Origin of the sequence: Pseudocalidococcus azoricus BACA0444 (assembly GCF_031729055.1) — a bacterium.
GTDB classification, from domain to species: domain Bacteria; phylum Cyanobacteriota; class Cyanobacteriia; order Thermosynechococcales; family Thermosynechococcaceae; genus Pseudocalidococcus; species Pseudocalidococcus azoricus.
On record NZ_JAVMIP010000001.1, the window covers coordinates 173,707 to 195,328 of the forward strand.

Sequence of the window (21,622 nt, forward strand, 5' to 3'; positions counted from 1 at the left end):
GTTGCCCCGATGGAATGCCCCTAGGGATTTTAAGATTTAGGGAGACCCTTTCCTCTTCCTCGCTTCATGCTCAAACCCCTCACCCGCCAAAAATTTGAACAACTCATCCCGGCTGTGGCCACGGGTCGGCAATATCGCTATGTTTGGGGGAAGATTCCCGACCTGCTGCGGCGATTGATTTTTTCCGTGGTGGGTGTGGTCGCGGTTTGGTTCCCTCTGAGTTACGTCGGCCATGGGGTGCAACTGGTGGCTGGCCTGGTGGCCGGTTTGTATTGGTTATGGTGGCCAGCAGTATCTGCCAGTTTCCGCAATCAGGTCTATCGCCGTTTTCCCTACAGTGGGTTTTGGCAAGGGGAAGTTTTGTCCGTTTATGTCACAGAAGAATTAATTGGCAAAGAAGAATCCGTGGATCAACGGGGAGAATTGGTGATTGTTGAAAAACGCGAGCGCCGCTTGAATTTAGAAATTGGCGATGAAACTGGCTTTGAAACCAAACTCCAGGCCCGCCTCAGTCCCCAACATCGGGTCATCCGGCCTGGGGATCAAGCTGAGGTTATTGTTCTCTCCCGGCGCGCCAACCTAGAGGATATTGAGAAAATTAGTGATATTTATCTGCCGCGCCACCGTCTGTGGGTGAGTGACTATCCTTGGGTGCAGCGGGACATTTTTGAGCAGATGAGTTATGAATTTAATCGCCGTCTTGCCCGCCGCCGCCGTTAGGAGAGTCCCCTGTACAGATAGATAAGTAAATTGAATATATCTAATGGAACCCTTTGCAAAAACCATTGGCAAACAACCCAGACCATCTCTACCAAAATGGAGATTTTCCCCTAGTATCAGAGATGGAGCATTTTGCCCCCTAATCATTTAGGGCAGAGTAGCACTTGCTCTAACGCCGTTTCCGTAAGAGAAGAGGACTATTTCATGGCAACCTATAAGGTGACATTAATCAATGAGGCTCAGGGCCTAAATACCACCATTGATGTACCTGATGACGAATACATTTTGGATGTTGCAGAAGAACAGGGCCTAGATTTACCCTTCTCCTGCCGGGCTGGGGCCTGCTCGACCTGTGCGGGTAAGATTGTCGAAGGTGAAGTCGATCAGTCTGACCAGTCCTTCTTGGATGATGATCAAATCGAAAAAGGCTATGTTCTAACCTGCGTTGCCTATCCAAAATCTGATTGTAAAATTCTGACTCACCAAGAAGAAGAACTTTACTAAGATAAACTTTTCGAGAAAACTTTAATTCCTTGATCTCCTCAGGATGATACTCGTCTTGGGGATTTTTATAGGGATCAACTTGAACCTATACCTTTTCTGGAAACAACCTAGCCCAGGCCTGGGCCCGCATCACATCCACTGGGGCCGGTTGTCCTAACCACCATTGAAAAGCCGCGGCCCCTTGCTGAATCAACATTTCCAGGCCATCAATGGTCTTTAAGCCCCGCTCTTGGCCCCAGGCCAGTAATTGGGTTGGGTTTGGCGTGTAAATCAAGTCATAGAGAATGGCTGCGGCCGGTAATTGATCTAAATCTGCTGGGGTTAAGGGAGACTGATTAATCTCTGGGGCCATCCCTAAGGGAGTTGAGTTCACCACTAGAGCCACCGCTGCCAGTTCCCCAGCCCAGGCCCCCCAAGGAATAATCTTCAAAAATCTGGGCGGAAGAATATCTTGCCAACTGGCCTGAAATACTTGTAACTTAGCCAAATCACGGCCGCTGACGATTAATTCTGCCAGGCCCAACTGCCAACAGGCCACCACCACAGCCCGCGCTGCCCCTCCACAGCCCAATAATAGACCTGTTTGATTTGACCAGTTGAGATTTAGGGCCTGTAAGGGAGCTAGGAACCCAGCCACATCTGTATTTGTGCCAATCCAGGCCCCGGCTTCTCGCTTGACGGTATTCACTGCCCCTACCTGATCCACCAAAGGAGATACGGATTTGAGGAAGGGAATGATCCCTTGTTTGTGGGGAATCGTAATGTTAAATCCCTGCACACCAATGGCCAACATCCCAGGAAGGGCTGCTGCCAAATCCCCAGGGGCAATGGGGAAGGGGAGGTAAACATAATCCAACTCCAAGGACTCTAGAGCAGCATTATGGATCACAGGGGAAAGACTATGCTTAACAGGATAGCCAATCACCCCTAAGAGTTGGGTTGTGCCCCGAATTGGCATGGTTAAAGACTCTCTGGGCCTGGCAACAACTAAGGCCCCTTAAACGGCTTCTTGATTTTTTTCACCCGTGCGAATCCGAACCACCTGCTCCACGGGAGTGATGAAGATTTTGCCATCACCAATTTCCCCAGTGCGGGCTGCCGTAATAATTTTTTCAACTACGGTATCCACCTGCTCATCTTCAACAACAATTTCAACTTTGAGCTTCTGGAGAAATTCCACCGTATATTCTGAGCCACGATACCGCTCGGTCTGTCCTTTTTGGCGGCCAAATCCCCGCACTTCCGAGACGGTCATCCCCACAATTCCAGCATTTACGAGGGCAATTTTAACTTCGTCAAGCTTAAAGGGACGAATAATCGCTTCTACTTTTTTCAAGAGACTTTCCTCAATGGACGGCTAGCGTGGAACTATTCTCACCTATACCCTATCTATCACCGTCTCCTCCCCTATTCATGTAGCCTGTGATACAAAACTCTATTTTTGCCCTTGGCTCTGGTGTTGAACCAATGCTGGCCAGGCCAATTCTGCTGCCGCTTCATCCCCTTGGGCCTGGGCTAAGAAATTATACAAATAGGATTTGGCGACCCAGGGAAAGGTTGGGCTTGTTTCGCATTCAATATAACGATCTTCTTGCAGTTGAAAAATTTGCCATTCCTGACCGTTATATCGCCAAAATTCTGGTACTCCCAAAGCTGCATAAAGTTGATTTTTATTTAGATCACTATGGCTAAAGTCAACCTCAACAACTAAATCTGGGGGTGGATCTTGGGCTAAATTGACGGTGCGACCAATAACCTTGGCCTGGTTTTGAATGTAATAGGCACAATCCGGTTCGACCCCGCGTTCTAAGTCTGGGCGGGACAATGTGGTTGATCCCATCGTTTTGAGCTTTAGGCCCATTTCTGTCACTAAAACCCGGATAAAGAGACTGATTAATTCCCGCGTAAATTCATGGGGTTCTAAGGGTATTGTTATTTCTAAGGTTCCGCGATCATAGGCAAGGCGAAGATGCCGAGTTTGAGGGAGTGATTGCAGAAGTTGTTGATACTTATCCCAAGTCAAATTATGAACAATCACCCGTTGCTCACTCTTGATTTCCAGTTGACTGGTCAGTGTGTTTTTTATAAGGCAATACCTCTCAACACCTTACGAAAGACAACTTTATCGACCCCATCTGCATAGAAGTCACGAATTCTTGCTTCCTCTTCGTAGCCATTGTTGCGGTAGAATGCCCGGACATATTGAAACTCATCCGTTCCAGAGGTTTCTACCAGGAGCACACGTTCACCGCGCTCAGCCAGAACCTTCTCAATATATTTCAATAACATTGATCCCCGCCCTTGTTTTTGGTAGTTGGGGTGAATAGCAATCAGGTAAAGATTCCATGTCCCATGAGTCATAGGTTCTGCCCCAGCATAAGCAACACCGACTGGCCCATGATCATAATCGGTAAGCCATAGATTTTGGCTTTGTGAGTCGTTGCTGAAATATTGATCCAGCATTTGAGTAAGTTCTACAATTTGATCTGAATCGAAAAGTCCTACTGCTTGTGCTAAGGCAAGTAATGCATCCCTGTCGTCGGGGGTCGTCAACTGAATCATCACAAGTTCCAGTTAGGGATTGTATTTTTCTGTATCATTTTAAGCCTGACAACCTCAGCATCAAATTAAAATTTGCCATCAGTTTGATAATAAATTCCTGAGAAATTTGCATCTATAGCATTTCAGATTTAAGGCACTGATGAGGGCAAGTCAGGATATGCCTTTCAGTAATGCTGATCAAGCTTTTATTCTCTGAGAATAGTCTGCGTAACGCCATGATAGATAACTTTTAGCTACCGCCCTAACAATCACTTGATCCGCCTAATATGCTGCTAACTCCAAATGCTTAGGCCGGATAAATTCGCAATCGCCGATAGGGTTCTTCGCCAAAACTTTGGGAAGTTAAGCGATAATGCTCAATCAGTTCATGTTGGATGCGACGAATACTGGCAGAGCGGGGTAACAATTCTACGGGTTGCTTTTTGGGAATGACAATTTTTTCCACCGCCAAACGCGCTTCTTCTAGGGCTTCAATTTCATCATCATTGCCAGTCGGGGCAAACAGGGCTAAATTCACCCCATCCGCCGGACTCGGTTCTTCCAGGCCGAGCAAATGCTGTAATCCCCGCACAATTTGCGCCATGCTGTTGGCTTTGATCGTATGGATGGGGATGTGATGGAGATGGGCTAGATGCCGGAGTTTGGATTGGCTCTTGAGGTGAGAACGCAAGGTTAAAATCACATCGGCAGTATCAATTTCCTTTGTCACCACAATCGGTAAGTTGAGGGTGTTAATAGCCTGCTCTAAATGATGCCGACTCACCGCATAGGGATAGATATGGATCGGCAGTTCTTCCCCATTGGGCCCCAGAGGTGGCAGCGTTTCTGATTGTTCGAGAAGGCTGGCAAATTCGTATTCGGGACGAGCGGGTTGAGTTGGGGGTAACGGGACAATGTGACCACTGCCGCGCCAATGACTGTCTTGCCACTGACTGCCTAAGGGGACGGATTTAATCTCGAATTTTTTGGTTTCCGGCGGGGCCTGGGTAATGACCACTTCGCCATTTTCATTCACCGCGCGGGTTTGGGGGTTGGGGGTATGGCCGCGCAGGAGTTGATCCACGGTATCGGCAACATTGTCATGGACGACCCAGCGTTCGCGCTCCAGCATTTCAACTGCAATCGGAAACGTGGGGGGGGCTTTGCGTTCTAAAACACTTTTTTGCGTACCCCGCCGCCGGGCTTCATCATCCCCCAATGTCACCGATTGAATTCCCCCGACTAGATCCGCAAGGGTGGGATTTTTAATCAGGTTTTCCAGGCGGTTTCCGTGGGCTGTGCCAATCAGTTGTACTCCCCGTTCGGCAATGGTGCGCGCGGCCAAGGCTTCCAATTCCGTGCCAATTTCATCAATGACAATCACCTGGGGCATATGGTTTTCCACCGCCTCGATCATCATCTGATGCTGGAGTTCGGGCCGAGCCACTTGCATCCTCCGAGCGCGGCCGAGGGCTGGATGGGGAATATCACCGTCACCGGCAATTTCGTTGGAGGTATCAATAATCACGACCCGCTTATGGAGATCATCCGCTAAGACCCGGGCCATTTCCCGCAAGGCGGTGGTTTTGCCGACACCCGGCCGGCCGAGGAGCAAAATGGACTGTTCACTTTCGACTAAATCTCGAATTAAGCCAATCGTGCCAAAGACCGCCCGCCCGACCCGACAGGTTAAGCCAATAATCGTTCCTTGCCGATTACGAATAGCACTAATCCGATGCAAGGTGCGTTCAATCCCGGCCCGATTATCCCCGCTAAATTGCCCCACCCGCTGGACACAGTATTCTAAATCTTCCCGCGAGACGGGGGTTTGACTTAAATCTTCGGAACCTTTGACAAACCGGGCCTGGGGTGGGCGACCGAGATCGAGAACCACTTCCAATAAATCTTCTCGCTGGGCATGGTCTCGGAGGGTGGCTTGTAAATAACCGGGGAGAATCTCGAGGAGTTGGGGCAGGTCATCGGTAACTTGGCGTTGTCCGGGGGCGAGTTCAACCATGGTGAGGGGGTGACTTAATTTGATGGACAAGGGATTGGGCAACGGTGACGGCAGCATTGAGCAAATCAGGGGCTTCAGACCAGGCCAGGCCCTCTTTTTGAAACTCAGCTAACAGGGAACGGGCATAGCTACCGTAGGCAATTCCAGCCACAGAACGGGGATCATTGCCAGGTCTGGGGGATCGCAGCAGTCCTGATGCCCTGAGTTTAGCAACGGTATGGTCATTTGTGCCGCCCGCGACTTGAACAAATCCCGGTAAATGTTGGCTTAGGACTTTTTCTGACAACTTGACACAGGCCCGAGTTGCGCCATCGCCAATATCGCCACTCATCGGCCGGCCATCGGTTTGCCAAATTAAAGCACAGGGTAAGGGGGAAATTAGCTCAAAAATCCAGGCCAAATACTCTTGTAATCCTTCACCATCCGGGCAACTAATCGCAAGGACGTTTAAGTAGGGAATAAACTCCTTCACCTGCTGCCATAGCTCTAAAAATGCCGCCGTTTCCCCAGGCCGGGTATGTAACTCTAGGGCTTGGACTTGGCCTGCACGAATCAAGGGTTTGATCAGACTCGGATCAGCAGGTTGGGAATCCGTCAGAATATGCCCCAACGGACACACGGGTAAACACCGCCCACAGCCATAACAGCGCGACCGAATTACCCCTAGTTCGGGATACTTAGCTAAATCAAAGGAAATCGCCGCCGCCGGACAAATACTCACACAGGGACGGGGACAATCACTCGGACAGGCCTGGGGATCAAACGTGGCTTTGCGGAAATGGGGATCTTCACCGGCATTCAAGCTCACCATTAAAAATGGTCGGATGAGTTCAGGATTATGGGTCAGAGCCGATTCAACCCCTTCAAGGGCCGCTGTAATCACGGCCGGATCTGCTGCCACATCCAGACAATCCACCCCCGCCAGACTATAGGCCAAGGCTAAATGATGAATTTGCGGTAAATCCTGAAAGCTGGCCCCAGTAATTAGTTTGCACCATTGGCCGCAATGGAGAGAATCTAGAGGCGTGGTTGAAAATGGCACAGGCCTGGAATCTAGTAAAAGGACACATGGTTGCTATGTTTGAGGCAGGGCAATCATCATCAGCCCACCGGCCCTAACCAATCGGTTCGCTCTATTGTACCCAGGCCTTGCTAAAATTAGCCCCTGAGATATATGGCCACAGTTAAAGATCTTCCAGTCCCCTTACCCCTTTTGCACCTATGGAACTGACTTTAGACCTCCTCCAGAAACTTGTTTGGATGGATTTTCGTTTAGCGGTCTTGTTCACCGTGGTGTTGCCCTTGGGGTTGCTCCTGTGGGCCGTGATTCAAAATGCCCAGGCCATCACTCAGTTATTGATTATTTATTGGCGGATCGCCAGCTTGTTAGCCATTACGGTTTATCTGATGATTGCCCAATGGCCGGTCAGTTATGTGAGTGGGTTTGCGGCGTTAATTTTGATTCCCCTCAGTTTATGGTTTTGGGTGGACTTAAATGAGGAGGTGGCAGATCGCCGGGATACCCTTGGCCTGGTCTTTAATAGTTGGCGGTGGGGAGTAACCCTCTACTGTATTTTGGCGGCATTGGGGCAAGCTGTATTTTTAGATTGTGCCTTTATTCCTGGGGCGATTAGGCGCACTGCCTGCCAGGCCTGGTTACAACCCCCACTCATGTTCAAAGCCATGTTCCATGCCCAGGCTAAACCGGGAACCCTCGGCTTCTTTGCCGTTGTGGCCCTGGTGATTTATGTCCTCTATCTGGGCTATTTTGTCTTTATCCGCTTACCCAAACAAGGACGTTCTGCCACGGGCCTGTAGTGTCTGGTCTGGGGACGATAAACTTTTGACCATCGGGTTACACAGGCTGTTCTGAGAGAGTCAGAATCTTAAAAAGACCTAACCCACAAAGCATTTTCTGACTTATCCCCATCTCACCCTAAATGAGTAACGCTATACCAGCAGCCATGAAAAAGGACTGACCCTAACACCAGAGCCAGCCCGCATCATTTGGGAAACGCTTGACGAGGAAGGATAATTTAGCCGTGAACGACCAATTTAACGTTGGCGTTTTGCAGGCCAGGCCGTTTGACTTCGGCTAAGGTTTTGTTGATCGCATACTTCTGATTGATGGAGTTGATCAACTCAGTTTGGTTGTGCTTTTTAGCCACACCCCAAAGATCAGCGATCAAGTCAAAGCTACCATCAGCATTGCGAGACCAACCGAGATCGTATTCGCCGTCCAAGACAGCCACGATATCAGAGCGCACCCGTTGACCGTTGTACCCGCGCACATCGGCTTCAGTTTTCACAGCAATCCCTAAATCCCGTAAAGAAGACTTGAGGATTTCGGCATCGGTGATTTTGGTGCGTAAGGTGCTGAAGTGAGACATGGGGAAATTCCTCCAGATTGAGACAAAAATACAAGACAAACATCATTGGGACTGAATGACCGTAATTTATGTTGGACAAACCCTTACGGTGGGGTCTTTCTTCCGTCACGTAACAGAAGCAAGCTTTTTAGAACTCCAGGCGTTGATATTCCGCCACGGAAGCTGCAGCCGGTCGCGCTCGTTGTCGGGCCCAATCTCGGAGGGCCGTGACCTGTTCCTGCATGGTTTTGGACAGGGGTTGGGTGGCGCGGCTGGTGGCAATAATGTCGAGTTGGGTAAATTCCCGCCCCTGGGCAAAGGCCTCATACATCGCTGCCACAATGGCCTGTTCAATTTCGGCTCCTGAAAAGCCATCGCACACCTGGGCCAACTGTTCCAAATCAAATCGATCAATGTCCCGTCGCCGTTTAGACAGATGAATCCGAAAAATATCCTGGCGTTCTTCGGCGTTGGGTAAATCAACAAAGAAAATTTCATCAAACCGGCCTTTCCGCAAAAATTCACCGGGCAATTTTTCCACACGGTTAGCGGTGGCCAGGACAAAGACGGGGGAATTTTTTTCCTGCATCCAAGTCAGGAAGGAGCCAAAAATCCGACTCGATGTGCCACCATCAGAATCCGCTGACCCAGCCCCCCCCGCAAAGGCTTTATCCATCTCGTCAATAAACAAGATTGCCGGAGAAATGGACTCAGCCGTTTTCAGGGCATTGCGAAGATTAGCTTCCGAGCGACCGACCATCGATCCGTCATAGACCCGGCCCATATCTAAGCGCAACAAAGGCAAGCCCCAAAGGCGGGAGGTGGTTTTGGCAATCAAGGATTTTCCGCAACCGGGAACCCCCAAAATCAACATCCCTTTTGGCTGGGGCAGGCCATAGTCCCGGGCTTTTTCCGAGAAAGCATTAGACCGTTGTTGGAGCCAAACCTTCATTTCCTCTAAACCACCAACCGAATCAATGGTTTCATCCACTTCGATATATTCCAAAATCCCGTTGCGGCGGATCAGTTGCTTTTTCTCAGAGAGAACGATTTCAACTTCAGCTTCGGTCAGGCGGCCGGCAGTAACTTTGGCTTTTCGATAGACTTTTTGGGCTTCATCAAGAGTTAATCCTAGGGCTGCTTTAACCAGCTTTTCCCGTGTTTCAGCCTGGAGTTTTTTCGGCTTGGTTCCGTCTAATTGGGATTCGAGAATACCATCTAAATCTGTAATGCTGGGAAGGGGATAATCCACAACGGCAATTTCTTTTTCTAGCTCTACTGGAATGCGTTGAGCCGCTTCGGGAGACATGAGGATGAGGGTTTTTTGAGTCCCTTTGAAACTGGCTACAGCATCTCTGAGGGAGCGAGTCACTGGGGGCGAGTCAATGAAGGGGTGAATATCCTTGAAGACATAGATTCCCGGTTCCCGTTGATGGACAACCCATTGAATGGCGGCTTCTGGGGAGACGGTGTTGTGATGACTGACGTTGCGGGGCTGGCCATATTCAACGACACCGTGGGTGACCGTCCAGATATAGACTTTGCGGTGGTGACGATGGGGTTGATCGGAAAGGTGAGCAATTTCGGCAATGGCTTGTTCGGCCCGTTCTTCTTCTGATGTCAGCAGATAGATCAAAGGGTACTGGGCCTGGATCAGGATGCTCAGTTCTTCACGCATTTTGAAAATCACCCCCTGTTAGCAGGCCACGAAAGGACAAACGCAATACTTTGAACGAGAAATTAAATGGGGAAACCCCCTCCCGCCACTCAACTGAACGAGAAATTACAGAAATTCAAGGAACCATAACTAAAAATCTGCTGTGGTTTGGGCCTGTATGACCTAACGGGCCGCCACGAGTTCATTTTGCAAGGCGGGAACAGTCAAATGAGCATCATCGAGAACAGTGGGTTGATTGATTAGGGAAACCAATTGATCACCACGCATCACAACAGCCGTAGCACATTCAGGACAAGCATAAACTCGATGGGTCGCCCCAAATTCCTGAGCTTCGACTTCAGCCACAACCTCGGGATGACACAGATAAAAGCTAATGGCCCGTTCTGCCAAATCAGACATATTTTCCTGCTGGACGGCCGCAGTGATTTTTAACTGCTTGTGCAAGTCGGACGAAAGGTATAACGTGGCTTTTTGCTTGTCTTCCATAAAGAACCAGTTGTAATGTCCCCGAGCTATGGATGCCAGTTTAGACAGGAGTTCCTGAGGGTGTCAAGGAAAATCGGCGGCAAAACGGCAATATTGTTGCAAATCGTTACAAAACTTTGTTCATCTTGGCCTGGGATAATCGAAAAGCGAAGAAATCTAAAGAGACGCAACCAAGTGAGGGCATTGTGGTACAGCCAAAACTAATCATCCACGGTGGGGCCGGTAGTTCGTTACAGGATAAAGGCGGCTTGGAATCTGTGCGGGAAGATCTGCGCGGGATTGTTTATCAAATTTATGCCCGTCTCCAGGCCGGGGAACAGGCGATTTCGGCGGCGGTGTTTGGCTGTCGGCTCTTGGAGGATCGACCCCGGTTTAATGCGGGTACAGGCTCGGTATTGCAGTCCGATGGGCAAATTCGGATGAGTGCCGCGCTGATGGATGGGACCCGGCAACGCTTGAGTGGGGTAATCAATGTCTCGCGCCTGAAAAATCCGATTGATTTGGCTGAGTTCTTGCAATCTGAGGATGATCGGGTCTTGTCCGATGTGGGGGCGGCAGAATTGGCGAGAGAACTGCATATCCCGATTTATAACCCGATGACGGATTTGCGCTTAAACGAATGGGTCGCGGAACGGGCGGGGAATTTTGAGCGGACTATGGCCAATGTGGTGGCAGAACCTGGCCGGGGCACGATTGGAGTAGTGGTCTTGGATCAGCAGGGTCAGTTAGCGGTGGCAACTTCAACGGGTGGGAAAGGCTTTGAGCGGATTGGGCGAGTGAGTGATTCAGCCATGCCAGCGGGAAATTATGCCAACGAGTTTGCGGCGGTGAGTTGTACTGGAATTGGTGAGGACATTATTGATGAATGTTTGGCGGCCCGGATTGTGGTGCGGGTGACAGATGGGATGCAGTTATCAGGTGCGTTTCAAAAATCCTTTCAAGAGGCAGCCTCCCGGAACCGAGATTTTGGTGCGATTGGGATTGATCGGACAGGTAACTTGGCCTGGGGGAAAACCTGTGATGTCCTGTTGGCGGCTTATCATGATGGCAGCAAAATTGATGACACCTTAGAGTTACCGGGGGGGGTGCAAACGACTTAGTTAGAATTGGGTCATGATGTCATCATGCTGAGAATTTAGCTTCTGGATTGCCATGTGCCAGCTTTTAGGCATGAACTGTAATGTTCCGACCGATATTTGCTTTTCATTTCAAGGCTTTGCGGCCCGAGGGGGTCAAACCGATGAACATCGCGACGGCTGGGGGATTGCCTTTTTTGAGGGGCGCGGCTGTCGTTTATTTGTGGATGAGCAACCTGCGATCACCTCTCCCATTGCCGCCTTGGTACAGCGTTACCCGATTCATTCCACCCATGTGATTGCCCATATTCGGAAAGCCACTCAAGGGGCGATTGCCTTAGAAAATTGTCATCCGTTCCGCCGCCCACTCTGGGGTCGTTATTGGGTTTTTGCTCATAATGGCAATTTAGAAGGATGTTCCTTAAAACCTGGCCCCCTGTTTCAACCCATTGGCGAGACCGATAGTGAATTGGCATTTTGTTTGATTCTGGAATTCTTACAGAAAAATTTCCCTGAGGGTAAACCAGGCCTGGGGCAGTTAAATGCAGCCTTACAAGCGATGACGGCCCAACTCGCTCCCTTTGGCCCCTTTAATTACTTACTTTCTGATGGGGATGATTTCTGGGCCTATTGTTCCACCCAACTCAGTTATGTGGTGCGAGCAGCTCCATTCCGGGCAGCCCATTTGATTGATGCTGATTTGACTGTGGATTTTCGGGAATTGACTCGCCCTCAGGATCGGGTCGCGGTCATTGCCACAACCCCCCTCACCGATGATGAAACCTGGACAAAAATGGAGCCTGGCCAACTGCTGGCGTTTCGAGATGGAAGTCCCCAGGCCTGAGGTGTATTAACTAATCCTGCCAATTTCTTAAAATCCAAGACGGGGGATGGCTCGGAATGGTTGGGAATCATGGCCACGATTTTGCATAATATCCAGTTGTGTATGGGTAAAAAAGCTGAGGGATACTGCTAGGACACTGTAAAAAATCAGCCAAAATCCAACGGTTTGCCAATGGTGAGTGATAAAGCGCAACATGAGAGACATTCCTCCAAAAAAACACGGGTCTAACTTCAGAGAACTATCAAAAACAAAATAAATCAGAGCGGGACGGCCCAGGCCAGGAGTAAAACTTAAAATCTACAATCTCGACAACTTAATCAATAAACTGTCAGTTAACTGAAGTGGGTTTTAGCTGAGGCAATGGGCTTGGCCGGATTGTGAGGAACAGTGAGAGAGGATTGTATTATCCGAGAGCCTGAAAAAGCCACCCGAATTCAGGAAAGGCCAAATTTTAGACATGCCTAACTATAGTGGCTGGCTCTGGCAATGGCCAAGGTGGATTCAAGCAGCCTTAAGAAACGCAAAGAAACTTCAAGAAACTTCAAGAAACTTAAATAAATTTATAACTTAGTGAGTGAATATCACGTGACTGGGGTAAGCCCACAGGATCGTTTCCTGTTTATAAATCACCAGGCCGGGGGGCATGCCCTTGGGTTTGTAAACGTGCTTGGGGTCTGTATAAACAACGGGAACTTGACTGGTGTGACGGGCCTGGCTGTAATAGGCGGCCAGATTGGCCACATATTGTAAATCCTTATCACTGGGCTGCATGCCGGCCTCGAGGCGTAACAGAACATGGCTGCCGGGAATTTCCTGAGTATGGAACCACAAATCGTAGGGGCTGGCTAGGCGAAACGTGAGGTGATCATTTTGGCGATTATTCCGACCGATGAGCACATCCCAACCACTAGGCGTTGTAAATCGGAGAAAATCCAGGCCAGGCTTAACGGAGCGGCGATAGTCTGGGGGCGATAAATACTTTTGTTCAATCAGTTCGTCGCGAATTTCTTCAAGGGTTTCTAAATCAGTCGTATCGCGGTAGCTATCACACTGGGCCACGGCGGCGGCAACCTGGGCTAAATAGGCGATCTCTTGCTCCGTTGATTGTAATAGGGGTTGAATACTCTCCTCGGCCCGCTTCAGTTTTTTATAGCGTTTATAAAGAGATTCCACGTTATCACTGATGTGTCGTTCGGGATCGAGGGGAATCGTCAGGGGTTGGTTGGTTTCAAAGTCCGTCACGGTCAAGGTTGTTAAGCCCGGTTGCCATTGATGCCGATAGGTATTGAGGAGATTGGCCTGGTGGAGATAGGTCTGGGCCTGGGCGGCTGTGCCTAGACGGGTTTGAAAATCCCTGGCCTTTTCCTGGAGTTTACCCAAAAGATGTTGGAGTTTTTGCTGGAGGTGTTGCCGGAGATGTTGCCAGGCCTGGAGTTGGAGATATTCGCCATAGTAGGTTGCTAATAATTCTGAAATACTAGCAGTTTTCTCCCTCAGGCCCCAGCCCAAAACGCTATAGCCCACCTCTCGCCATCCCGGTGACCAGGCCCCCGACTCCAAAATGTTGAGCCAGGCCTGCCAAGCAGCAAAAAGACGTTGCCATTGATCCGATGAGAGGTGATCCGTATTTAAGTTAGCGGGACATTGGGCCTGGTCTAGGAGTTGGCGCACCAAGGCAGAACTTAAACCGCGGTAACAGGTGAGCAGTAGTTTATCAATGGCCCCAGGAACTAAACTGAGGCGGTTTTGCCATTGCTGAAACGATTCTGTCAGAGTCGGAATGGCTGTGGTTAAGGGGGGCGGGGCCTGGTAGGGTTGGCCGGTTTGGATGGGACGGAGCCGGGACTGTTGGGAACTGACCTGATGGGCAGCGGTGACAATTTCCCCAGCGTGATTGACTAAGACCACGTTGCTATATTTCCCCATAATCTCTAAATACAGATGCCAGAGGGGATCATCTCCGGGTCGGCGGGCAAACTGTAAATCTAAAACCCGTTCCCAAGGGTCAATTGCCACCAGTTGAATTAAAGCCAGGCCCGTGAGTTGGTGCTGTAACTGTTGACTAAAGGTAAAGGTATCCGGTTGCCGGGGGGGAGGTGAGCCAAGATGAATACGGGCGGCCTGGGGATGCCAAGAAATTGTCAACCAGCCTTTTTGGTCTAATGTCCGTAGGCCGAGGGCAAGGGTATGGCGATCTAATTGATAAACCAATTCCAAACGGGCCGGGAGCCATTTTTTAGTTAATTCTTGGGAAACCGCGATCAGGGTTGTCACATCGACAGGCTGCATGAGTCATTTCCCCAGGGCGCGACTCCTCTAATTATCCGCAGAACCTCGACAAATTCACCACCCTTGATCATTGTTGTTCATCTTGGCCTGGATGACTCTCGTTAGAATCTTCATTGACCCTATGTATGGTTTTTGAGACTCCCCTGTGCAATCCCCCCAGGCCCTAACGATTTATCGCTTGCCCATCTTCCGGGATAACTATGTCTTTCTCTGGCATGATCCGCTCAATCAAACCGCCGCCGTCATTGATCCAGGGGATAGCCAACCCGTTCTTGACAAGCTCCAGCACCTCCAGGCCCAGTTAACCCACCTCTTCATCACCCATCACCACTGGGATCATATTGATGGCATTTCCGGCCTGCAAGCGCGTTATCCCCGGGTCAAAATCTTCGGTTCAGCAGTGGATCGGGGCCGGATTCCAGGCCAAACTGTTTTTTTAGAGGGGGGAGAAATTCTTGAGTTTGGCGGCCAGGCCATAGAAGTGCTTGCCGTACCCGGCCATACATCCGGTCATTTAGCCTATTATGTGCTCCCCCAGGCCAATCAACCAGGGGAATTATTTTGCGGAGATACCCTTTTTGGTTGTGGCTGTGGCCGGCTGAAGGAAGGAACCCCGGCCCAACTCTGGGACTCACTCCAACGCATCCGCGAATTGCCAGATCAAACGCGAGTGTGGTGCGCCCATGAATATACTCTCAAAAATATTCAATTTGCCCTCACCGTAGATCCCAATAATGCCAGTTTGCAAGACCGCCATCGCACCACCCACCTTGCCCGTCAACACCAAGAAGCCACCATTCCAACTACCCTAGGCCTGGAGAAACAAACTAATCCCTTCCTCCGCTGTGAACAACTGGAACTCCAACAAGCTGTTAAAGCCACCTCTAGCCTGCAAACCTTTACCCGCTTACGAGGAATGCGCGATCAGTACTAACCCCCATCGCCTTCAGCCTGGCCCAAAATCTCCCACCCGGCCATGGTTTTGTATGAAGATGACTGATGTAGGGTCTTCCGGCCTGTTCCTTACCCAAAGAGAATCCCCCATGAACATTGCTTCCGATATTACTGCCCTGATTGGCCGCACTCCCCTCGTTCAACTGAATCGCATTCCCCAGGCCGAGGGCTGTCAAGCCAGAATTGTCGTCAAGCTGGAAAGTATGAATCCGGCCGCCTCAGTTAAGGATCGGATTGGCATTAGCATGATTTTGGAAGCTGAAGCCCAAGGGAAAATTACCCCCGGTAAGACTGTTCTCGTTGAACCCACCTCAGGAAATACAGGCATTGCCCTCTCGATGGTGGCCGCAGCCAAGGGATATCGCCTGATTTTGACGATGCCAGAAACCATGAGTTCGGAACGGCGGGCAATGTTGCGGGCCTATGGGGCGGAACTAGAATTAACCCCCGGTATTGAAGGGATGAGTGGCTGTATTCAACGGGCCCAGAAAATTGTGGACTCCATTCCCGATGCCTTTATGTTGCAACAGTTTAGTAATCCCGCCAACCCAAAAATTCACCGTGAAACGACTGCTGAAGAAATTTGGCAAGATACCGATGGGCAAGTGGATATTCTCATCTCAGGGGTGGGAACAGGGGGAACCATTACCGGCGTGGCCAGTGCCCTTAAAGCCCGTAAGCCCTCTTTCCAGGCCATTGCAGTTGAACCGGCCAATAGTCCCGTTCTCTCCGGCGGTCGCCCCGGCCCCCATAAAATTCAAGGCATTGGCGCGGGCTTTATTCCCCCCATTTTGCAAACGGAACTGATTGATGAGGTAATTCAAGTTAGCGATGACCAGGCGATTCATTTTGGACGGCGACTGGCTCGGGAAGAAGGACTCCTCTCTGGAATTTCCTCCGGGGCTGCCCTCTATGCCGCGATTCAAGTCGGAAAACGCCCGGAAAATGCTGGCAAATTGATCGTCATGGTGCAGCCGAGTTTTGGCGAACGCTACTTAAGTACTCCCCTGTTCCAAGATGCCGAACCTTTGCCCTCACTTTTGCCCCTTTAATGCTGTCAATCTGACCTAGAGACGACCGCGCGCTTTGAGTAACAAATATTGATCCACCAGAGCTTCACTGAGTTGGGGGGCCGGGGCATCGAGGACAAGCACTCCTTGCTGTTTCACTTTGGCAAAGGCTCGCTGGCGTTGGTGGAGTAAATCAAGGGCCACGGCCTGGTCATAGAGCAAATCTAAAGTGGGGGACGGCTCAATTTTGTCTCTGAGGGATTGATGAGAGAGGCGATCAACCAAGGGATCTCGAAAGGTGACACAAAAGGGTAAAAATCTAGGGGTGAGGCGGGTCATCGCGGCCAAGAGTTCTCCCGATGCGGTTTGATCAATGATTTCTGTCAACATCACAACCAAGGCCCGGCGGGTGTATTGCCCTAAGAGTGTACTCACAGTGCCGATGTAATCCGATTCCTTCATCACGGGTTCAACATTATAAATTTGGGCCAAGATTTGTCCTAGGTGGGAATCCCCGGCCTGGGGGGCAATCCAGCGATAGAGACCTTGATCAAAGACGGCCAACCCGACCCGATCTCCCCGCCGCAAACCCGTCATCGCCAAAGCCAAAGCTGCATTTAGGGCCCAGTCAAAACGTTTTAACCCAGCCACTTGGGCAGTCATTAGACGGCCGCGATCTAGCAAAATAATCAGGGGTTGATCCCGTTCTGGCTCCATAACCCGGACTAAGGGACGGCCGCGACGGGCTGTAGCTTTCCAGTCCATCATCCGTAAATCATCGCCAAGGTAGTAATCCCGTAACTCAGCAAATTCTGTTCCGCCTAGGGAATGTCGCCGCCGCCGTAAACTACCACTGGCCTCGAGGCTTAAACGCACTGATAAGGCCCGCAGGCCAATTAAATCGGGATAAACGTCAACTTTGGTAGTGATCGGAATCAGGCGATGCCACCAGGCCAGGCCCCAAGGACTTTTTATTCGCACCACCAGGCCTGGCCAAGTAAATTCACCCCGTCTAGCCGGAAAAACGCTATAGGTTAACCGAGTTTGTTGATCAGCCTTGAGGAGAACTTGAAACTGATGGTCATTAGGATTGGGTTGGAAATCAGCCAGGCCTGGATCAAAAAATTGGTTTTGGGGTTCTAATCCCAGGGGCAAATGATCAACTAAGACAGCAACAGTTTGTGATGTTTTGATCGGCGTGCGGTGGACAGTCACCGTTAAGGTAATTGGATTATTGCGACCGATAGATAAACGTGGTTCACAGGCCCGGATAATCTCAATCTGCCAGCCCAGGCCACGCCGAAAATCCCAAATCCCCAGGCCTAACAATCCTAAGTTATAAACAATTAGTAAGCCTAACCCCAATAAATTCCGCCAATCCCCCACCAAAAACCACAAAATATCCGTGACTAAATCTTGGCCGGGGCGAGGGGGGGCATCAGGGCCGGGCAGGAGTGAGATGATGACTGGAATTACTAACCCTAACCCCAAGTAAACATAGAACCGTGTAGTGGGAACCCAGGCTGAGTAGTGGCTTAATCCGGGGGATGTAGGCGGTGCAGATGGAGGTTTTGGTGCGGACTTTGGTGGAGGGGCGACAGTTCTGATCATGGGGCGTTGCTAATGAATTGCTGTTAAGAACCAGAGACCATTGGTGGATGATAGGCTACCCAAAACTCAAAGGCATTGCGGGCTAAAATAAGTAAACTGGCAGAAATTACAGTCGCAACTAAGGCCGTGGTTAAACTCCCCAACAGATTATCTAAGCGTTGATTCGACTTTTTTACATCACTATCAATCGTTTCTAGACGGGTTTCTAGGGTATCCATCCGCTGCTCAATGCGTTCCAGTTGCGTTAAAACCTTACTTTGAAATTCTTGTTCACTCATTGACTGTTACCTCATAAGCTGTGTCTAATCTAACGCGGAACCGTAATCCGATTGAGTAAAGCCGTAATCACTTGGTCTAGGGTTGTCCCATCCAGTTGTGCTTCTGGCCGGAGAATCAGCCGATGTTGGAGCAGGGGTTGAGCTAGGGCTTTAATGTCATCGGGGGTAACAAAATCACGACCATCCAACCAGGCCTGGGATTGAGCCGCCCTTAACCAACCGACTGCCGCCCGTGGAGATGCCCCTAAAAGTAAATTGGTCTGTTGCCGACTCCCTTGAATTAGAGCCAGTAAATAATCTTGGACGGGGGGTTCAACCTTGACTTGCCGGGCCTGGGCGCGAGCTTCTAAGACTTGTTCAACGGTGATTACTGGCTCCAGGGGCAATCGGTCTAAATTCCGGGCTTCAAAGCCACCCAGAGCATTGACCAGCATTTGTTTTTCAGCACTGGCCGGGGGGTAATCTACAACCAACTTGAACAGGAAGCGATCTAATTGGGCCTCGGGCAAGGGATAAGTACCTTCAAATTCCAAGGGGTTTTGGGTGGCCACTGTCCAGAACAAGGGAGACAGGGGAATAGTCGTACCATCTAGGGTAACTTGCCGCTCCTCCATGGCTTCTAAGAGAGCTGCTTGGGTCTTCGGTGGGGTACGGTTAATCTCATCGGCTAAGAGGACTTGGGTAAAAATGGGGCCTTTACGGAGGCGAAACGTGCGGCTGTTCAAGTCAAAAATGCTAGTTCCCAAGACATCGGCCGGCAAAACATCCGGGGTGAGTTGAATCCGGCGAAAATCCGCAGCTATCAAGCGAGAGAGTAACTTCACCAGCAGGGTTTTGGCGGTTCCGGGGACACCTTCAAGAATGACATGGCCCTCGGACAAAAGAGCGACTAAGAGACCGTGGATGATCCCGGTTTGACCGACAACAATCTGACTCAGTTTGGTTTCTAGGTTCTGAAACAGGGTATTCAAGCCAGGCCTCGCAGTAGGGGTTTAACCGTGCTTCCCCAGACTAGCAATTCAAAGGCCCTGGGCCTCAAAATCCTAGTGAAAATTTATCTTTCAGTGGAGTTATATCATTGGGCATGATTTACCCTAGGTTAAGTCAACGGTTTAACTGTTGCAATAGATAGCTAGCTTATTTTGAGGAAATGCCAAAGAAAATCCAGAAACTAAAAAATATGCCACCAAAGGCAAGATTTGCGGAATTTCTTGGAAAAGGGAGCCACCCCAACGAGGTACATCTACGCTATGCAGGGAAAATAACGGTTTTGTATCCAAGCCAACGACATCCCCCATTTGCCCTAGTTAGCCGATGTTGCCACCACTAAAGCTGCTGGCTCCTTCACTGGAAGGGTTGTATGTTGACGGACTAGTTTCCGAAATTCATCCCCTTCAATGGTTTCTTTTTCCAACAAGAGTTCCACTAGACGATCCATGGCCTGGCGATGTTCACGGATCAACTTGCGAGCCACATCATAGCAATGGGTGACAATTTGCCGGACTTGCCGATCGATTTGGACAGCTACTTCTTCCGAATATTCGGAGCGCGGCATTAAATCTCGGCCTAAAAAGACCTCATGGCCTGGGGCTTCCAAGGCCAAATGTCCTAAATCCGACATTCCATAGCGGGTTACCATTTCCCGCGCCAAATTAGCCACAGCCCGTAAATCACTACTTGCGCCAATCGTGACTTCTGATTCGCCAAAAATCTCGACCTCGGCAGCCCGTCCTCCCAACAGGATCGTAATTTGATCTAATAACCAGGCCCGGCTGTAAAGACCACTATCGACCCGTTCCTCATCAAATACCTGTTGGGCAAAGCCACCGACACCACCGGAGCGGGGAATAATCGTGACTTTATTGAGGGGATCCGTATGTTTAAGAAGGGTCATCAACAAAGCGTGCCCGACCTCATGATAGGCAATCAACCATTTTTTCTTGCTGTTCAGAAGCGGGGTTAAGGTCATGCCAATGGTAACGCGGTCAATGGCATCTTCAATTTCGACATTGGTGATGGCTGGTTTACGCCGCCGGGCCGTGAGAATGGCCGCTTCATTCAAGAGATTCGCCAATTCCGCACCGGAAAACCCTGGGGTACGTCGGGCCACAACTTCTAGGGAAACGTCCTCATCCACCTTTTTGCCACGGGCATGAACGTCTAAGATTTGGAGGCGGCCGTTAAAGGTGGGTAAATCTACGGTGACTTGGCGATCAAATCGGCCAGGCCGGAGGAGGGCAGAATCCAAGACATCGGGGCGATTCGTCGCGGCAATCACAATAATGCCAGTATTGCCTTCAAAGCCATCCATTTCTGTCAGCAGTTGATTCAGAGTTTGCTCTCGCTCATCATTGCCCCCACCAATCCCGGCTCCCCGTTGCCGGCCAACCGCGTCAATTTCATCAATAAACACCAGGCAGGGCGCGCTTTCTTTCGCTTTTTTGAATAAATCCCGTACGCGCGAGGCCCCCACTCCGACAAACATTTCCACAAATTCCGAACCAGAAATCGAGAAAAAGGGGACTCCCGCTTCCCCGGCAATGGCTTTAGCGAGAAGAGTTTTCCCAGTTCCCGGCGGCCCAATCAGCAGCACCCCCTTGGGAATCCGCGCCCCCACTGCAGTAAATTTTTCAGGTTTTTTCAAAAAGGTAACCACTTCTTGGAGTTCTTCTTTGGCTTCTTCAATCCCGGCCACATCGTTAAAGCCCACCCCTGTCTCTGCTTCCATCTGAAAGCGGGCTCGGGACTTCCCAAAGTTGAGAATCTGTCCCGGCCCCCCCGGTGCATTAGCCGTTCGTCTCATGATCAGTAGAAATAAAACTAAAAGAAAAAAGCCCAGCATCAGATTAGAAACCAAGCCAATGACGGCACTATCGCTACTAGTGGGGACAATGGTGAAATCGGCTTTTGAGCGGCGGAGGAGTTCCACCAGTTCAACGTTGCGATCAAATAAGACTACTTCCTGAGGCGGATTAGAGTCTTTTTGCCCTTTCAGCTGAAACTTAGCCAGGTTCTGTTCGGGGTAAATATCAACTTTAGCGACCTTGCCCTGTTTAATATCCTGGAGAAACTGGCTGTAGGAAACTTCACTACTCCGGGCCTGGGCCAAAGCAGCCGGGACATTGATAATTCCCAGAGCTACCACCAGAGCGAGTTTCCCTAAACCAAAGCCTGTCAACCGTTGATGACGCGTTCTTGCTGATTTCACGTGCGTATGATTCGTTACAAAAGGACTCTATTGATCA

The 21,622-nt window shown here is 50.1% G+C and carries 22 protein-coding genes; 7 read left to right on the top strand and 15 right to left on the bottom strand.

Annotation, left to right across the window (positions count from 1 at the left end):
• Positions 1 to 66: 66 nt before the first annotated feature.
• Both RIF25_RS00825 and RIF25_RS00830 read left to right on the top strand, forming a co-directional pair.
• Positions 67 to 720: a phosphate ABC transporter permease gene (locus tag RIF25_RS00825; protein WP_322876676.1), complete on the top strand. Its 654-nt coding sequence runs from the start codon at positions 67 to 69 to the stop codon at positions 718 to 720.
• A 204-nt stretch (positions 721 to 924) separates the two neighbouring features.
• Entirely contained in the window at positions 925 to 1,224 is a 300-nt protein-coding gene (locus tag RIF25_RS00830; protein WP_015123130.1) for a ferredoxin, read from the top strand.
• 85 nt (positions 1,225 to 1,309) lie between these two features.
• On the opposite strand, the gene RIF25_RS00835 is transcribed toward RIF25_RS00830, so the two are convergent.
• The 6 genes from RIF25_RS00835 to ldpA all read right to left on the bottom strand — a co-directional run bounded on the left by RIF25_RS00835 (position 1,310) and on the right by ldpA (position 6,824).
• Positions 1,310 to 2,182 (bottom strand): shikimate dehydrogenase, encoded by an 873-nt coding sequence (locus RIF25_RS00835; RefSeq protein WP_322876677.1) that lies wholly within the window; start codon positions 2,180 to 2,182, stop codon positions 1,310 to 1,312.
• Positions 2,183 to 2,221: 39 nt separating this feature from the next.
• On the bottom strand, positions 2,222 to 2,560 hold the full coding sequence (locus tag RIF25_RS00840) for a P-II family nitrogen regulator (RefSeq protein WP_015123128.1): 339 nt from the start codon (positions 2,558 to 2,560) through the stop codon (positions 2,222 to 2,224).
• A 99-nt stretch (positions 2,561 to 2,659) separates the two neighbouring features.
• Complete coding sequence (locus RIF25_RS00845) at positions 2,660 to 3,262, bottom strand: Uma2 family endonuclease (RefSeq protein WP_322876678.1); 603 nt, start codon at positions 3,260 to 3,262, stop codon at positions 2,660 to 2,662.
• Positions 3,263 to 3,306: 44 nt separating this feature from the next.
• On the bottom strand, positions 3,307 to 3,786 hold the full coding sequence (locus RIF25_RS00850) for a GNAT family N-acetyltransferase (RefSeq protein WP_322876679.1): 480 nt from the start codon (positions 3,784 to 3,786) through the stop codon (positions 3,307 to 3,309).
• A gap of 286 nt (positions 3,787 to 4,072) precedes the next feature.
• On the bottom strand, positions 4,073 to 5,782 hold the full coding sequence (locus tag RIF25_RS00855; RefSeq protein WP_407682284.1) for a R3H domain-containing nucleic acid-binding protein: 1,710 nt from the start codon (positions 5,780 to 5,782) through the stop codon (positions 4,073 to 4,075).
• Positions 5,775 to 6,824 carry a circadian clock protein LdpA gene (ldpA, locus tag RIF25_RS00860; protein ID WP_322876681.1) on the bottom strand — a complete coding sequence of 350 codons (1,050 nt, stop codon included), beginning with the start codon at positions 6,822 to 6,824 and terminating at the stop codon, positions 5,775 to 5,777. The genes RIF25_RS00855 and ldpA overlap by 8 nt, the downstream gene beginning before the upstream one ends.
• Positions 6,825 to 7,009: 185 nt before the next feature.
• On the opposite strand from ldpA, the gene RIF25_RS00865 reads away from it, so the two are divergent.
• The gene (locus RIF25_RS00865) at positions 7,010 to 7,600 is read left to right on the top strand and encodes a DUF3177 family protein (RefSeq protein ID WP_407682285.1); all 591 of its coding nucleotides are present in this window, start codon (positions 7,010 to 7,012) and stop codon (positions 7,598 to 7,600) included.
• Positions 7,601 to 7,818: 218 nt separating this feature from the next.
• On the opposite strand, the gene RIF25_RS00870 is transcribed toward RIF25_RS00865, so the two are convergent.
• The 3 genes from RIF25_RS00870 to RIF25_RS00880 all read right to left on the bottom strand — a co-directional run bounded on the left by RIF25_RS00870 (position 7,819) and on the right by RIF25_RS00880 (position 10,315).
• Positions 7,819 to 8,172 carry a DUF1257 domain-containing protein gene (locus RIF25_RS00870; RefSeq protein ID WP_322876683.1) on the bottom strand — a complete coding sequence of 118 codons (354 nt, stop codon included), beginning with the start codon at positions 8,170 to 8,172 and terminating at the stop codon, positions 7,819 to 7,821.
• A 127-nt stretch (positions 8,173 to 8,299) separates the two neighbouring features.
• The gene (gene ycf46, locus RIF25_RS00875; protein WP_322876684.1) at positions 8,300 to 9,829 is read right to left on the bottom strand and encodes a stress-responsive protein Ycf46; all 1,530 of its coding nucleotides are present in this window, start codon (positions 9,827 to 9,829) and stop codon (positions 8,300 to 8,302) included.
• Positions 9,830 to 9,991: 162 nt separating this feature from the next.
• Positions 9,992 to 10,315: a hypothetical protein gene (locus RIF25_RS00880; RefSeq protein ID WP_322876685.1), complete on the bottom strand. Its 324-nt coding sequence runs from the start codon at positions 10,313 to 10,315 to the stop codon at positions 9,992 to 9,994.
• Positions 10,316 to 10,500: 185 nt separating this feature from the next.
• Between RIF25_RS00880 and RIF25_RS00885 the strand changes: the two genes are divergently transcribed.
• Complete coding sequence (locus RIF25_RS00885) at positions 10,501 to 11,415, top strand: isoaspartyl peptidase/L-asparaginase (RefSeq protein ID WP_322876686.1); 915 nt, start codon at positions 10,501 to 10,503, stop codon at positions 11,413 to 11,415.
• Between the two features lie 52 nt (positions 11,416 to 11,467).
• Positions 11,468 to 12,235: a class II glutamine amidotransferase gene (locus tag RIF25_RS00890; RefSeq protein ID WP_322876687.1), complete on the top strand. Its 768-nt coding sequence runs from the start codon at positions 11,468 to 11,470 to the stop codon at positions 12,233 to 12,235.
• A 27-nt stretch (positions 12,236 to 12,262) separates the two neighbouring features.
• Here RIF25_RS00890 and RIF25_RS00895 read toward each other — a convergent pair whose 3' ends face one another.
• Both RIF25_RS00895 and RIF25_RS00900 read right to left on the bottom strand, forming a co-directional pair.
• Entirely contained in the window at positions 12,263 to 12,430 is a 168-nt protein-coding gene (locus RIF25_RS00895) for a hypothetical protein (protein WP_322876688.1), read from the bottom strand.
• 372 nt (positions 12,431 to 12,802) lie between these two features.
• Entirely contained in the window at positions 12,803 to 14,524 is a 1,722-nt protein-coding gene (locus tag RIF25_RS00900; RefSeq protein WP_322876689.1) for an Rqc2 family fibronectin-binding protein, read from the bottom strand.
• Positions 14,525 to 14,669: 145 nt separating this feature from the next.
• Here RIF25_RS00900 and gloB point away from each other — a divergent pair, with 145 nt between their 5' ends.
• Together gloB and cysK are read left to right on the top strand one after the other, a co-directional pair.
• A complete protein-coding gene (gloB, locus tag RIF25_RS00905; protein ID WP_322876690.1) occupies positions 14,670 to 15,458 on the top strand; it encodes a hydroxyacylglutathione hydrolase in 789 nt (262 codons plus the stop codon).
• A 109-nt stretch (positions 15,459 to 15,567) separates the two neighbouring features.
• Positions 15,568 to 16,530, top strand: a complete 963-nt coding sequence (gene cysK, locus RIF25_RS00910; RefSeq protein ID WP_322876691.1) for a cysteine synthase A — start codon at positions 15,568 to 15,570, stop codon at positions 16,528 to 16,530.
• Positions 16,531 to 16,545: 15 nt separating this feature from the next.
• Here cysK and RIF25_RS00915 read toward each other — a convergent pair whose 3' ends face one another.
• From RIF25_RS00915 to ftsH, 4 genes are all read right to left on the bottom strand, one after another.
• On the bottom strand, positions 16,546 to 18,099 hold the full coding sequence (locus tag RIF25_RS00915; RefSeq protein WP_322876692.1) for a DUF58 domain-containing protein: 1,554 nt from the start codon (positions 18,097 to 18,099) through the stop codon (positions 16,546 to 16,548).
• A 23-nt stretch (positions 18,100 to 18,122) separates the two neighbouring features.
• Entirely contained in the window at positions 18,123 to 18,377 is a 255-nt protein-coding gene (locus tag RIF25_RS00920) for a hypothetical protein (protein WP_322876693.1), read from the bottom strand.
• Positions 18,378 to 18,406: 29 nt separating this feature from the next.
• Entirely contained in the window at positions 18,407 to 19,348 is a 942-nt protein-coding gene (locus RIF25_RS00925; protein ID WP_322876694.1) for an AAA family ATPase, read from the bottom strand.
• 332 nt (positions 19,349 to 19,680) lie between these two features.
• Entirely contained in the window at positions 19,681 to 21,585 is a 1,905-nt protein-coding gene (ftsH, locus tag RIF25_RS00930) for an ATP-dependent zinc metalloprotease FtsH (protein ID WP_407682268.1), read from the bottom strand.
• Positions 21,586 to 21,622: the final 37 nt, after the last annotated feature.

Excerpts from the sequence above, each read along its gene's own strand:
- RIF25_RS00900 (WP_322876689.1), bottom strand. The coding sequence starts at position 14,524 with ATGCAGCCTGTCGATGTGACAACCCTGATCGCGGTTTCCCAAGAATTA.
- RIF25_RS00825 (WP_322876676.1), top strand. The coding sequence starts at position 67 with ATGCTCAAACCCCTCACCCGCCAAAAATTTGAACAACTCATCCCGGCT.
- RIF25_RS00890 (WP_322876687.1), top strand. The coding sequence starts at position 11,468 with ATGTGCCAGCTTTTAGGCATGAACTGTAATGTTCCGACCGATATTTGC.
- RIF25_RS00870 (WP_322876683.1), bottom strand. The coding sequence starts at position 8,172 with ATGTCTCACTTCAGCACCTTACGCACCAAAATCACCGATGCCGAAATC.
- cysK (WP_322876691.1), top strand. The coding sequence starts at position 15,568 with ATGAACATTGCTTCCGATATTACTGCCCTGATTGGCCGCACTCCCCTC.
- RIF25_RS00895 (WP_322876688.1), bottom strand. The coding sequence starts at position 12,430 with ATGTTGCGCTTTATCACTCACCATTGGCAAACCGTTGGATTTTGGCTG.
- RIF25_RS00880 (WP_322876685.1), bottom strand. The coding sequence starts at position 10,315 with ATGGAAGACAAGCAAAAAGCCACGTTATACCTTTCGTCCGACTTGCAC.
- RIF25_RS00920 (WP_322876693.1), bottom strand. The coding sequence starts at position 18,377 with ATGAGTGAACAAGAATTTCAAAGTAAGGTTTTAACGCAACTGGAACGC.
- ycf46 (WP_322876684.1), bottom strand. The coding sequence starts at position 9,829 with ATGCGTGAAGAACTGAGCATCCTGATCCAGGCCCAGTACCCTTTGATC.
- RIF25_RS00855 (WP_407682284.1), bottom strand. The coding sequence starts at position 5,782 with ATGGTTGAACTCGCCCCCGGACAACGCCAAGTTACCGATGACCTGCCC.
- RIF25_RS00835 (WP_322876677.1), bottom strand. The coding sequence starts at position 2,182 with ATGCCAATTCGGGGCACAACCCAACTCTTAGGGGTGATTGGCTATCCT.
- RIF25_RS00850 (WP_322876679.1), bottom strand. The coding sequence starts at position 3,786 with ATGATTCAGTTGACGACCCCCGACGACAGGGATGCATTACTTGCCTTA.
- RIF25_RS00915 (WP_322876692.1), bottom strand. The coding sequence starts at position 18,099 with ATGATCAGAACTGTCGCCCCTCCACCAAAGTCCGCACCAAAACCTCCA.
- RIF25_RS00830 (WP_015123130.1), top strand. The coding sequence starts at position 925 with ATGGCAACCTATAAGGTGACATTAATCAATGAGGCTCAGGGCCTAAAT.